The 12548-nt window shown below is 72.4% G+C and carries 10 protein-coding genes; 4 read left to right on the forward strand and 6 right to left on the reverse strand.

Annotation, left to right across the window (positions count from 1 at the left end; translation table 11 throughout):
- Positions 1–91: 91 nt before the first annotated feature.
- From pgl to tkt, 5 genes are all read right to left on the reverse strand, one after another.
- Positions 92–877, reverse strand: a complete 786-nt coding sequence (gene pgl / locus ACFYNO_RS40870) for a 6-phosphogluconolactonase (protein ID WP_388023803.1) — start codon at positions 875–877, stop codon at positions 92–94.
- A complete protein-coding gene (opcA, locus tag ACFYNO_RS40875; RefSeq protein WP_388023805.1) occupies positions 874–2070 on the reverse strand; it encodes a glucose-6-phosphate dehydrogenase assembly protein OpcA in 1197 nt (398 codons plus the stop codon). Before opcA ends, pgl begins: the two co-directional genes overlap by 4 nt.
- On the reverse strand, positions 2067–3611 hold the full coding sequence (gene zwf, locus ACFYNO_RS40880; protein ID WP_388023824.1) for a glucose-6-phosphate dehydrogenase: 1545 nt from the start codon (positions 3609–3611) through the stop codon (positions 2067–2069). The genes opcA and zwf overlap by 4 nt, the downstream gene beginning before the upstream one ends.
- 74 nt (positions 3612–3685) lie before the next feature.
- Positions 3686–4831 (reverse strand): transaldolase, encoded by a 1146-nt coding sequence (gene tal / locus ACFYNO_RS40885; RefSeq protein WP_388023807.1) that lies wholly within the window; start codon positions 4829–4831, stop codon positions 3686–3688.
- A 41-nt stretch (positions 4832–4872) separates the two neighbouring features.
- The gene (gene tkt, locus ACFYNO_RS40890) at positions 4873–6972 is read right to left on the reverse strand and encodes a transketolase (RefSeq protein WP_388023809.1); all 2100 of its coding nucleotides are present in this window, start codon (positions 6970–6972) and stop codon (positions 4873–4875) included.
- A gap of 436 nt (positions 6973–7408) precedes the next feature.
- Here tkt and ACFYNO_RS40895 point away from each other — a divergent pair, with 436 nt between their 5' ends.
- Both ACFYNO_RS40895 and ACFYNO_RS40900 read left to right on the forward strand, forming a co-directional pair.
- Positions 7409–8350 (forward strand): heme o synthase, encoded by a 942-nt coding sequence (locus ACFYNO_RS40895; RefSeq protein ID WP_388023811.1) that lies wholly within the window; start codon positions 7409–7411, stop codon positions 8348–8350.
- A 136-nt stretch (positions 8351–8486) separates the two neighbouring features.
- The gene (locus ACFYNO_RS40900; RefSeq protein WP_388023814.1) at positions 8487–8822 is read left to right on the forward strand and encodes a hypothetical protein; all 336 of its coding nucleotides are present in this window, start codon (positions 8487–8489) and stop codon (positions 8820–8822) included.
- 89 nt (positions 8823–8911) lie between these two features.
- Here ACFYNO_RS40900 and ACFYNO_RS40905 read toward each other — a convergent pair whose 3' ends face one another.
- Positions 8912–9877 carry a heme A synthase gene (locus ACFYNO_RS40905; protein WP_388023817.1) on the reverse strand — a complete coding sequence of 322 codons (966 nt, stop codon included), beginning with the start codon at positions 9875–9877 and terminating at the stop codon, positions 8912–8914.
- A gap of 167 nt (positions 9878–10044) precedes the next feature.
- Here ACFYNO_RS40905 and ACFYNO_RS40910 point away from each other — a divergent pair, with 167 nt between their 5' ends.
- A complete protein-coding gene (locus tag ACFYNO_RS40910) occupies positions 10045–11439 on the forward strand; it encodes a choice-of-anchor A family protein (protein WP_388023819.1) in 1395 nt (464 codons plus the stop codon).
- Positions 11440–11676: 237 nt separating this feature from the next.
- Complete coding sequence (locus ACFYNO_RS40915; RefSeq protein WP_388023821.1) at positions 11677–12402, forward strand: hypothetical protein; 726 nt, start codon at positions 11677–11679, stop codon at positions 12400–12402.
- Positions 12403–12548: the final 146 nt, after the last annotated feature.

Here is a 12548-nt window from a genome sequence, read left to right on the forward strand (position 1 = left end):
GGCTCCACACCTACAATCACCACCGCGGACACACCGCGCTCCAGGGCAAGCCTCCCGTCAGCCGCGTCACCAACCTCACGGGTCAGTACACCTAGGCCGAGGACGGCGGGTAGAGCTGCGGCGGGAGCTTCGCCGCCGCGGCCCGGTCCAGCAGCCAGAGCGTGCGGGCCGTGCCGTAGGCGCCGGAGGCCGGCGCCTGCAGCTCGCCCGGACCGCTGAGCGCCAGCGCCACCGCGTCCGCCTTGTCCTCGCCGGCCGCCAGCAGCCAGACCTCGCGGGCCGCCCGGATGGCCGGCAGGGTCAGCGAGATCCGGGTGGGCGGCGGCTTCGGCGCCCCGCGCACCCCGACCACGGACCGCCCGGTCTCCCGCACCCCCGGGTGCTCCGGGAAGAGCGAGGCGACGTGGGTGTCCGGGCCGACGCCGAGCAGCAGCACGTCGAAGGCCGGCACCCCGGCGCGGTCCGAGGGGCCGGCGGCGGCCGCCAGCTCCTCGGCGTAGCGCTCGGCGGCCCGCTCCACGTCGGAGCCGTCCACGCCGTCCGAGGCGGGCATGTAGTGCACCCGCGCCGGGTCCAGCGGGACCTTGCCCAGCAGCTCGTCGGTGGCCTGCACCGCGTTGCGCTCCGGGTCGTCGGACGGCACGAACCGCTCGTCGCCCCACCACAGGTCCAGCCGGGACCAGTCCACCGCGTCCCGGGCCGGCGAGCCGGCGATGGCGGCGAGCAGCGCGTTGCCGTTGCGCCCGCCGGTGAGCACCACGGAGGCGGTGCCCCGGGCGGACTGCGCGTCGACGATCCTGGTGATCAGCCGGGCGGCGGCCGCCTGGGCCATCAGCTCCTTGTCGCGGTGCACGACCAGCTGCGGGACCGGGCTCACCCGGCGCTCCGCTTGCGGGCGCCGGCCGCCTTCTTGCCCTCGGTGGCCTTGGCGGCGGTCTTCGCCGTCTTGGCGGCCGGCTTCGGGGTGCTCTTGGCGGCCTTCTTGGCCGGCACCTTCGCGGTCACCTTGGGCGAGCTGACCGCCGCGTCCAGCACCGCGCCGACGGCCTCCTCGACCGCCTGCACGGCCTCGCCCTCGGCGTTCTGGGCCGTCTGGACCACCTCGGCGGCCTCGGCCACCGCGGTGGCCAGCTCGGCCCGGTCGGTCTCGCTGAGGTGGTCCACGCTGGTCCGCACGGCCGCCGCGTAGATGGCGTCCTCGTCCAGCCGGCGCAGCTCCTCGGCGATCAGCTCGCTGGTCTCGCGGCGCTTGAGCGCCACGATCCGGTCCGGCGAGCCCGGGATGGACAGGGTGCCCATCAGGCCGTCCGGCCGGTCCAGCACGATCTCGCCCTCCGTGGTGCGCAGCCGCACCGCGGTGATGCCGGGACCGTCGGTGACCACCCGCTGCACCGGCACCCGGAGGCGGTCGTGCAGCCAGAGGCCGAGCAGCTCGACGCTCGGGTTGTAGGACTCGCCCTCCACCACCGCGGAGGTGATCCGCACCGGCTTCTGGTCCAGGGCCGCGGCCAGCATCGAGCGCCAGCCGGTGATCCGGGTCCAGGCCAGGTCGGTGTCGCCGGGGGTGTAGCTGTCGGCCCGGACGGCCAGCTGGCCGACCGGCGACTCCGCGGTGACGGCGTCGGTGATCCGGCGCTGGGCGATCGCGCCCAGCGGGTCCTGGGCCGGGTGCAGCGGCGCGTTCTCCGGCCACCAGACCACCACCGGGGCGTCCGGCAGCAGCAGCGGCAGCACCACGGACTGCGCGTGCGAGACCAGCTCGCCGTGCATCCGCAGGATCACCGTCTCGCCCGAGCCGGCGTCCGAGCCGACCAGGATCTCGGCGTCCAGCCGGGCGCCGGAGCGGGCCCGCGGCGAACGGCCGGCCCGCTTGATCACCGCGAGGATCCGCGAGGGGTGCTCCCGGGAGGCGTCGTTGGCGGCCTTGAGGGCGTCGTAGGCGCTGCCCTCGTCCACCACGATCACCAGGGTGAGCACCATGCCGGCCGCGGTCGAACCGCTGTCCCGGCGGGCGTCCATCAGGGCGCTGTTGATCTTGCTGGACGTGGTGTCCGTCAGGTCGATCTTCATGGCCGGCGCCAGCTCCTGCCGTCTCGTGCGAGCATCTCGTCCGCCTCGGTCGGCCCCCAGGTGCCGGCCGGGTACTGCGCGGGCTTGCCGTGCCGGTCCCAGTACTGCTCGATCGGGTCGAGGATCTGCCAGGACAGCTCGACCTCCTGGTGCCGCGGGAACAGGTTGGCGTCGCCGAGCAGCACGTCCAGGATGAGGCGCTCGTACGCCTCCGGGCTGGACTCGGTGAAGGACTCGCCGTAGGCGAAGTCCATGGTCACGTCCCGGACCTCCATGGAGGTGCCGGGCACCTTGGAACCGAACCGCACCGTGACGCCCTCGTCCGGCTGCACCCGGATCACCAGGGCGTTCTGCCCCAGCTCCTCGGTCGCGTAGGAGTCGAACGGCAGGTACGGGGCCCGCTGGAAGACCACCGCGATCTCGGTGACCCGGCGGCCCAGCCGCTTGCCGGTGCGCAGGTAGAACGGCACCCCGGCCCAGCGGCGGTTGTTGATCTCCAGCTTGATCGCGGCGTAGGTGTCGGTCTTGGACTCGGGGTTGATGCCGTCCTCGTCCAGGTAGCCGACCACCTCCTCGCCGCCCTGCCAGCCCGCGGCGTACTGGCCGCGGACCGTGTGCCGGCCCAGGTCGTCGGGCAGCCGCACGGCGCTGAGCACCTTGAGCTTCTCCGCGACCAGCGCCTTGGGGTGGAAGGAGGCCGGCTCCTCGATGGCGGTCAGCGCCATCAGCTGGAGCAGGTGGTTCTGGATCACGTCCCGGGCCGAGCCGATGCCGTCGTAGTAGCCGGCCCGGCCGCCGATGCCGATGTCCTCGGCCATGGTGATCTGCACGTGGTCCACGTAGGACCGGTTCCAGATCGGCTCGAACATCGAGTTGGCGAACCGCAGTGCCAGGATGTTCTGGACGGTCTCCTTGCCCAGGTAGTGGTCGATCCGGAAGACCTCGTCCCGGGGGAACACCTCGTGGACGATCCGGTTCAGCTCCTGGGCGGTCTCCAGGTTGTGGCCGAACGGCTTCTCGATCACCGCGCGGCGCCAGGAGCCGGCCGGCGGGTCGGCCAGCCCGTGCTTCTTCAGCTGCTGCACCACGTTGGGGAAGAACTTCGGCGGCACCGACAGGTAGAACGCGAAGTTCCCGCTGGTGCCCTGCGCCTTGTCCAGCTCCTCGATGGTCTTGCGGAGCTGGTCGAAGGCCTCGTCGTCGTCGAAGGTGCCCTGGATGAAGCGCATCCCCTTGGCGAGCTGCTGCCAGACCTCCTCGCGGAAGGGGGTCCGGGCGTGCTCCTGGACGGCGTCGTGCACCTCCTTCGCGAAGTCCTCGTCCTCCCATTCGCGGCGGGCGAAGCCCACCAGCGAGAAACCCGGCGGGAGGAGACCGCGGTTGGCCAGGTCGTAGATGGCCGGCATCAGCTTCTTGCGGGACAGGTCGCCCGTGACGCCGAAGATGACCAGGCCGGACGGCCCGGCGATGCGCGGCAGCCGGCGGTCGGCCGGGTCACGCAGCGGGTTCGACGGCTGCTGGTCCTGCTCGACCTGGGTCAGGTCGGACCCCTCGAGGTCGGGAAATGGCTGTGCACTGCTCACTGGTGGGCTCCGCCTTCAGCGCTCGTTCACGGTCACTTGTCGGCGGCGAAGCCGGCCAGCGAGGCGGTCACGGTGTCGAGGAGCTCCTGCCAGGAGGCCTCGAACTTCTGCACGCCCTCGTCCTCCAGCAGCTGCACCACGTCCTCGTAGTCCACGCCGACGGCGGCCAGCGCGTCCAGCACGCCCTGGGCGTCCGCGTAGCTGCCGGTGATGGTGTCGCCGGTGACCACGCCGTGGTCGCCGGTGGCGTCCAGGGTGGCCTCGGGCATGGTGTTGACGGTGCCCGGGGCGACCAGCTCGGTGACGTACAGGGTGTCCGGCAGGGCCGGGTCCTTGACGCCGGTGGAGGCCCAGAGCGGGCGCTGCGGCTTGGCGCCGGCGGCCTCCAGGGCGGTCCAGCGCTCCGAGGCCGGCTTCTTGCCGTCCACCGAGCCGAAGACCTCCTCGTAGGCCTGGTAGGCCAGCCGGGCGTTGGCGAGGGCGGCCTTGGAGCGCAGCGCCTTGGCCTCGTCGGTGCCGATCGCCTCCAGCCGCTTGTCGATCTCGGTGTCCACGCGGGAGACGAAGAACGAGGCGACCGACTCGATCGAGGAGAGGTCGATGCCCTTGGCCTTGGCCTGCTCCAGGCCGGTCAGGTAGGCGTCGATGACGGCCTTGTAGCGCTCCAGCGAGAAGATCAGGGTCACGTTGACGCTGATGCCCTTGCCGATGACCTCGCTGATCGCGGGCAGGCCGGCCTTGGTGGCGGGGATCTTGATGAACACGTTGGGACGGTCCACCAGCCACCACAGCTGCTTGGCCTCGGCCACGGTGGCCGCGGTCTCGTGCGCCAGGCGCGGGTCGACCTCGATGGAGACCCGGCCGTCACGGCCGTTGCTGGCGTCGTAGACCGGGCGCAGCACGTCGGCCGCGTCGCGCACGTCCGAGGTGGTGATCATGCGGATCGCCTCGTCGGTGGTGACCTGGCGGACCGCCAGGTCCTTCAGCTGGCCGTCGTAGGAGGAGTCGCCGCTGCCGGCGATCGCCTTCTGGAAGATGGTCGGGTTGGTGGTCACGCCCACCACGTGCTTGCTCTGCACGAGCTCGGCCAGGTTGCCGGTGTTGAGCCGGGTCCGGCTGAGGTCGTCCAGCCAGATCGCCACGCCTTCGTCGCTGAGGCGCTTGAGTGCGTCAGTCATGTCGTTCATCCCTCTTCAAAGATGTGGGTGCGGCGCCGGGTTCAGCGGTTGACGGCCTCGAGCGAGCGCAGCGACTTGTGCGCCGCGTGCGCCACGGCCTCGGCGGTGATGCCGAACTCCTGGAACAGCACCTGGTAGTCGGCGGAGGCGCCGAAGTGCTCCAGGCTGATGATCTGGCCGTGGTCGCCGACCAGCTCGCGCCAGCCCTGGGCGATGCCGGCCTCGACCGAGACGCGCGCCTTGACCTCCGGCGGCAGCACCTGGTCGCGGTAGGCCTGGTCCTGCTCGGCGAACCACTCGAAGCACGGCATCGAGACGACCCGGGTCGGGATGCCCTCGGCCTCCAGGGCCTCGCGCGCGGCAACGGCGAGCTGCACCTCGGAGCCGGTGCCGAGCAGGATCACCTTCGGCACGCCGCCGGTGGCCTCGGCCAGCACGTAGCCGCCCTTGGCGGTGCCCTCGGCGGAGCCGAAGACCTCGCGGTCCCAGGTCGGCACGCCCTGGCGGGTCAGCGCCAGGCCGACCGGGCCGGGGTGGCTGGTCTGCCGCTCCAGCACGGTGCGCCAGGCGACGGCGGTCTCGTTGGCGTCGGCCGGGCGGACCACGGACAGGCCCGGGATGGCGCGCAGCGCGGCCAGCTGCTCCACCGGCTGGTGGGTCGGGCCGTCCTCGCCGAGGCCGATCGAGTCGTGCGTCCAGACGTAGGTGACCGGCAGCTTCATCAGCGCGGCCAGCCGGACGGCCGGGCGCATGTAGTCGGAGAACACCAGGAAGGTGCCGCCGTACACGCGGGTCCTGCCGTGCAGCGCGATGCCGTTCATGGCCGAGCCCATGGCGTGCTCGCGGATGCCGAAGTGGATCGTGCGGCCGTACGGGCTGGCGCCCTTGAGCGGGTTGCCACCGGGCAGGAAGGAGCTGCCCTCCTCGATCGTGGTCAGGTTGGACTCGGCCAGGTCGGCCGAACCGCCCCACAGCTCGGGGATGACCGCGCCCAGCGCCTTCAGCGCGTCGCCGCTGGCCTTGCGGGTGGCGACGTCCTTGCCGGCCGGGAACTCGGGGAGCTCCTTCTTCCAGCCCGCGGGCAGCTCGCCGGCCTGGATGCGGTCGAACTCGGCGGCGCGGTCCGGGTTGGCGGCGCGCCAGGCGCCGAAGCCGGCCTCCCACTCGGCCCGGGCGGCCTTGCCGCGCACGATCACCTCGCGGGCGTGGGCCAGCACCTCGTCGCTCACCTCGAAGGTGCGCTCGGGGTCGAAGCCCAACACCTTCTTGGTGGCGGCGATCTCGGCCGCGCCGAGGGCGGAGCCGTGGGCCTTGGCGGTGTTCTGGGCGTCCGGGGCCGGCCAGGCGATGATGGTGCGCATCGCGATGAGCGACGGGCGCGAGGTCTCGGCCTTCGCGGCGGCCAGGGCGGCGGCCAGGGCCTGCACGTCCACGTCGCCGTCGGCCTTCTGGGTGATCCGCTGCACGTGCCAGCCGTACGCCTCGTAGCGGCCGAGCACGTCCTCGGAGAAGGCGGTCTGGGTGTCGCCCTCGATCGAGATGTGGTTGTCGTCGTAGAGCGCGACCAGGTTGCCGAGCTTCTGGTGGCCGGCCAGCGAGGAGGCCTCGGCGGAGACGCCCTCCTCCAGGTCGCCGTCGGAGACGATCGCCCAGATGGTGTGGTCGAACGGCGACTCGCCGGCCGCCGCCTCCGGGTCGAACAGGCCGCGCTCGTAGCGGGCCGCCATCGCCATGCCCACCGCGTTGGCGATGCCCTGGCCGAGCGGGCCGGTGGTGGTCTCCACGCCCGCGGTGTGGCCGTGCTCCGGGTGGCCGGGGGTGCGGCTGCCGGAGACCCGGAAGGACTTCAGGTCGTCCAGCTCCAGGCCGTAGCCGGAGAGGAAGAGCTGGGTGTAGAGGGTCATGCTGGTGTGCCCGGGCGACAGCACGAAGCGGTCGCGGCCGACCCAGGTCGGGTCGGTCGGGTCGTGGCGCAGGAAGCGCTGGAAGATCACGTAAGCCGCCGGAGCGAGGGCCATCGCGGTGCCGGGGTGTCCGTTCCCGACCTTCTGCACCGCATCCATCGCCAGCACGCGGGCCGTGTCGACCGTGCGCTCGTCCAGCTCGGACCAGTCAATTGCGTTAGCAGGCGTCGTGCTCACCCTTCTCAGGGCTCCTTCCGTATTGAGGTATGACCCCGTGAAGGGACCGGGTCCGGCCACGTCACTGTGGGCCTGACGCTTCTTCGGTTGCACCGGTCACGGAGGGTTGTCCCGCTTCCAGGGCGAGCCTACCGTTCGAGCCGGGGGCTGCCTTCCGCACCGCGACAACCCGGGGTTTCGTGAGGTGATTCCCGATCGGACGGGGCACGGGAGACGTGTCCTCGCCGCTACCACCTTGGCCCGATTCGCGGCGCCGCGCTCCCCGGCCAACTGTCCAGTTCACCCACGGGAGTGCGGTCGGGCCCCGTCAGCAGACCCCGAGGCGGATCGGGATATATGCACCGTCTAAGGTGGCGTGGTACGCGCAGCGTGAACGGATTCACGAGCTCATCGGCCCGGCTACGTCTGCGAAGATTCATCTTCAGTTGGGGTGTTCGTGACCGCCGTCGAATCCCGCCCCGCCGGGGTCGTGGGAACGACCCCTGCGCGCCGGCCGCTGGGGGCCCGTGTCGGGGCATTCGTCGCACTGACCAAGCCTCGGATCATCGAGCTGCTGCTGATGAGCACCGTCCCGGTGATGTTCCTGGCGCACCGCGGGGTGCCGAACCTCCTGCTGGTGCTGGAGGTGGTCGTCGGCGGCTACCTGTCGGCGGGCGGCGCCAACGCGCTGAACATGTACATCGACCGCGACATCGACGCCGTGATGAGCCGGACCGAGCGGCGGCCGCTGGTCACCGGGATGGTCTCGCCGCGCGAGGCGGTGGTCTTCGGCATCGCGCTGGGCGTGGCCTCCACGCTCTGGCTGGGCCTGCTGGTCAACTGGCTCTCCTCGGCGCTGGCGCTGGCCGGGTACCTCTTCTACGTGTTCGTCTACACCCTGGGCCTGAAGCGGCGCACCGCGCAGAACATCGTCTGGGGCGGCATCGCCGGCTGCATGCCGGTGCTGGTCGGCTGGGCCGCGGTGACCAACTCGCTGAGCTGGGCTCCGGTGGTGCTCTTCCTGGTGGTCTTCTTCTGGACGCCGCCGCACTACTGGCCGCTCTCCATGAAGGTGCGCGAGGACTACGCCAAGGCGGGCGTGCCGATGCTGCCGGTGACCGCCGGGAACGAGGCGGTGGCCCGGCAGATCGTGATCTACAGCTGGGTCATGGTGGCCGTCTCGCTGGCGCTCTGGCCGCTGGACCACACCAGCTGGCTCTACCCGGCGGTGGCCCTGGCCCTGGGCGCGTTCTGGCTGAAGGAGGCGCACGGCCTGCAGGCCCGCGCCAAGGCCGGGCTGGTGGGCGCCAAGCTCAAGGAGATGCGGCTGTTCCACTGGTCGATCACCTACCTCACGCTGCTGATGGTCGCGGTCGCGGTGGACCCCTTCCTGCGCTGACCCGCCGCTGCGCGAACGGCCCGGCTCCCTGCTCCGGCGGGAGGAGCCGGGCCGTTCGGCTTGCTTCTCACCGCTGTGGCCCGTGGCACACGCCCCGACCGTCGCCGGGGAGGGTACCCGTGGGTAGCATGCGGACATGAGCAGCGCAGAGACCCTCGCCCCCGCCGCGGACGCCCGTACCGAGCGCCGCGCCAAGCGGATCGCCAAGCACCTCACCTCGTTCAGCCGCGAGCACGGCGGCAGCGCGGACGCCGTGGTGGAGTACGTCGGTGCGGCGGCCACCCGGATCGTGGTGGTCGGCGCGGACGGCGCCTGGGGCGACCAGGTGGCGCCCAGCTACGCCGTCGGGCGCCGGGCCGCGGAGCTGGCCGGGATCACCCTGCACGACTCCTTCGAGGGCGAGCTGGGCCTGAAGGTGCGCACCGGGCCGTACGAGTGGAAGCGGATGGCCGGTATCCAGCTCGGCGGCTGACGGCCCCCCATGACCGAGGCCCCGGCCCCCCGGGTGCGGAACGGGGGCCGGGGCCTCGTGCCGGCCTCGTCGTGCCGGTCTCGGCGGTGCTACGCGGCGACGGTCTCCTGGGCCGGCAGCGCGGCGGCCGGCAGCGGGTCCCGGGTGCGCAGCGCCAGCGGGATGCGCAGGGCCGCGATCCAGACCAGCGTGGCGCCCAGCATGTGCACCCCGACCAGCACCTCCGGCGCGTCGGTGAAGTACTGCACGTAGCCGATCACGCCCTGGGCCAGCAGCACCAGGAAGAGCTCCCGGGCCCGGGCCCGGGCGGGCGCCGGCGCCTTGGCGGCGGCCAGCGCGAAGATCACCGCGAGTGACAGGCCGATGGTGGCGAAGACCAGGTCGGCGTGGACCTGGGTGAGCCGGTCGTAGCTGAGCCAGGTGATCCGCGGGACCTTGTTGGAGTCGCCCGGGTGGTGCCCGGCGCCGGTGACCAGCGTGCCCGCCACCACCAGCAGGCCGGTGACCCCGACCAGCAGCTGCCCCAGCCGGCGCAGCGGTTCGGCGACCAGCTGCCGGACCGGCCCGTCGCCCTCCTTGGCCCGCTCCCAGGTCAGCACCGCGATCCAGACCAGCGCCAGCGCGGCCAGCATGTGCGCGCCCACCACGTACGGGTTGAGGCCGACCAGCACGGTGATGCCGCCGAGTACGGCGTTGCTCATCACCACCCAGAACTGGGCCCAGCCGAGCCTGGTGAGGCTGCGGCGCCAGGGCACCGCGCAGCGGGCGGCCAGGATCGCCCAGCCGACCGCGGCGCAGAGCACGTAGGTCAGCACCCGGTTGGTGAACTCGATCTTGCCGTGCAGGCCCATCTCGGGGGTGGGCGTGATGCTCTCGCCGGTGCAGGTGGGCCAGGTCCTGCAGCCGAGCCCGGAGGCCGAGAGCCGGACCGCGCCACCGGTGACCACGATCACCACGGACATCACCAGGGCGGCCAGGGCGGCCCGGCGGATCATCGCGGAGGAGGGCTGCCAGCGCTCGGCGAGCCAGGAGAAGGGGGTACGCACGTCCCTCATCCTAGGTGTCCTTATACCGGATCTTGAGGGAGGGGCACAGCCCCCGCATCTGACGGTTTTTCGGGAGGGTCCGGGGCAAACCAGTCATTGGTCTTGACCAATTCATTGCCGACCCGCGAGAGTGCGGGCACACCACTCGTCCCGCACCCACAGCGGAGATCCAGCACATGCGCATATCCGTTCCCGCCGCCGCCCTGGCGCTCGGCGGTTCCCTGGTCCTGGGCGCGGTCGCCACCGCGTCGTCCGCCGTCGCCGCTCCGCAGGCCTGCACCACTGCCGGGCTCGGGGTGGCCGGCCGGTACGGCGAGTTCATCGAGGGCAACGACACCCACTCGCCGGACGCCGAGGGCGCCGTCGCGGTCGGCGGCGACGCCGACTTCGGCCACGGCTTCAGCGTCGGCCAGGAGCTGACCCCCGCCGAGGTCCAGGCGCTGCCCGGACAGAACGCGCTGGTGGTCGCCGGGAACATCAACGTCGGCGGCGGCAACACCGAGGTGATGCACGGGAACGGCGTCTACGCGGGCCAGAAGACCGGTGGCGGCCGGCTCGAGGGCCACCAGGGCACCGTCACCCACGGCCCCTCGCCGATCGACTTCGCGGCCGAGTTCGGCAGGCTGCGGGCGCTCTCCTCCGCACTGGCCGCCCAGGGCGCCACCGCCGGGACCAGCGTGCAGCTCGGCGGCACGACGCTGACCCTGACCGGCACCGACGGCTCGTTCAACGGCTTCCAGGTCACCGCCGCGCAGCTGCAGGGCGCCAAGGCGATCCAGCTGAACGTGCCGAAGGGCGCGGTCACCGTGGTCAACGTCAGCGGCGACTCCTACGACTCCAAGGCCGCCGGCACCACCTCGATGTGGATCTGGGACCACGCCAAGAACCAGTACGTGCTGGACGACAAGCTGCAGAGCGCCGACGGCGGCGCCGAGCGGGCGGCGCTGCTGTGGAACTTCCCGACCGCCAAGAGCTTCCTGAAGAACAGCCAGCTGGCCTGGGCCGGTTCGGTGCTGGCCCCGAACGCCGACTTCGACCTGGGCACCGGCGCGCCGGTCAACGGCTCGGTGATCGCCCACTCGCTGGTCGGCAGCGGCGGCGCCGAGACCCACCACTTCCCGTTCACCGCCTGCCTGCCCGGCACCACCACCCCGACCTCGCCGGCACCCCAGCCGAGCAGCTCCACCCCGGGCGGCGGCACCGTCCCGAGCACCGGCGCCCCGCAGCCGAGCACCTCGGCCCCGGCCCCGAGCGGCGGCGCCACCACCCCGGCCCCCAGCGGCTCCGCCTCGCAGCCGGCCGCCACGGCCCCGGCCGCCACCCACCCGGCGGGCAGCGGCAGCACCGCCCCGGCGCCGACCGCGAGCGGCAGCACCACCGCCCCGGCGGCGGCCGCCCCCTCCACCAGCGCCTCGCCGAGCGCGAGCCCGACCCCGCAGCACACCGGGGGCCTGGCCTTCACGGGCGCCGAGGGCATCATGCCGCTGACGGTCGGCGGCCTGCTGGTGCTGGCCGGCGGTGGCGGCATCGTGTACGCCACCCGCCGGCGTGCGGCGGGCCGGAAGGCCTGACCGTTCGTCAACAAGTGACATTGCGCCCCTGGCGATCAGCGGTGATCACCGGGGGCGCGGTCGTGCGACGTCGAACCCATGCATATCCAGCGGCTGAACCGCCAGTTGTGTTCCGGTCGTTCTGTTCGGGGGATGCACGGGCGGAAGTGGCGGTAGAGTCCCGGCACGAGATGTAGCCGGTCGCTCACGATCTTCCAACGTCCGTGCTGCAGAACCTTCTTCGAGAGGATCATGGTTATGGCACGAATCGGGCGGATATCCGGCCGCCTGGCCGGTGCGGGGGCGCTTGCGATGGCCGGTGTGCTGACGTTCGCGGGCGTCGCCTCGGCGCACACGCACCAGGTGACAGGCACCTGCGCCTCGCTGACGGTGAACCTGCAGAACTACAACGACAAGGTGACCAACACCGTCACCGTCATCGTCGGCGGCACCGTCAAGGTCGACTCCCAGGTCTTCGGCAACAAGTACTACGAAATGTTCACGTGGTCGTCGGGCAACAGCGGGCCGATCTCGTGGGAGGTGAAGGTCAAGGCGGGGGACGACGCCACCGGCAAGGAGGGCTGGACCTTCGACGAGAAGCAGACCGGGGAGGGCTGCAGCGCTTCCCCGTCGGCCTCGCCGAGCCAGTCGGCAAGCCCCTCGCAGTCTGCTTCGCCGAGTGAGTCGGCCAGCCCGTCGGCTTCCGCGTCGGTGAGCACCCCGCCGGTCACCTCGGCGCCGCCCAGCTCCGCCGCGCCCACCTCGGCGGCTCCGAGCAGCGCCGCGCCGGCGCCCAGCACCAAGGCGCCCGTCGTGGCCACCTCCAAGGCGCCCACCCCGACGCCGTCCGCCACCGGGCCGTCGCTCGCCTTCACCGGCGGCGGCAGCAACGCGGGGCTGATCGCCGGGATCGGTGCCGGTGTGGTCGTGATCGGTGCGGGCATCGTCGTGGTGACCCGTCGCCGTGGTGCGCAGCGCCACTGATGACGCGTTAGCCGGATGGACGCGAGTGGGGGGGGGGGCGGCGGGGGCCCCCCCCCCCCCCCGGGGGGGGGGGGGGCCCCCCCCCAGAACCCCGGGGCCCCCCCCCCCCCCCCCCCCCCCCCCCCCCCCCCCCGGCGCCCCGCCCC

Source organism: Kitasatospora sp. NPDC006697 (assembly GCF_042869935.1).
Lineage (GTDB): Bacteria > Actinomycetota > Actinomycetes > Streptomycetales > Streptomycetaceae > Kitasatospora.

Bases quoted from the DNA above. Each gene is read 5' to 3' on its own strand.
- opcA (WP_388023805.1), bottom strand. From the start codon at position 2,070: ATGAAGATCGACCTGACGGACACCACGTCCAGCAAGATCAACAGCGCC.
- tal (WP_388023807.1), bottom strand. From the start codon at position 4,831: ATGACTGACGCACTCAAGCGCCTCAGCGACGAAGGCGTGGCGATCTGG.
- ACFYNO_RS40900 (WP_388023814.1), top strand. From the start codon at position 8,487: ATGAGCAGCGCAGAGACCCTCGCCCCCGCCGCGGACGCCCGTACCGAG.
- ACFYNO_RS40905 (WP_388023817.1), bottom strand. From the start codon at position 9,877: ATGAGGGACGTGCGTACCCCCTTCTCCTGGCTCGCCGAGCGCTGGCAG.
- ACFYNO_RS40910 (WP_388023819.1), top strand. From the start codon at position 10,045: ATGCGCATATCCGTTCCCGCCGCCGCCCTGGCGCTCGGCGGTTCCCTG.
- ACFYNO_RS40915 (WP_388023821.1), top strand. From the start codon at position 11,677: ATGGCACGAATCGGGCGGATATCCGGCCGCCTGGCCGGTGCGGGGGCG.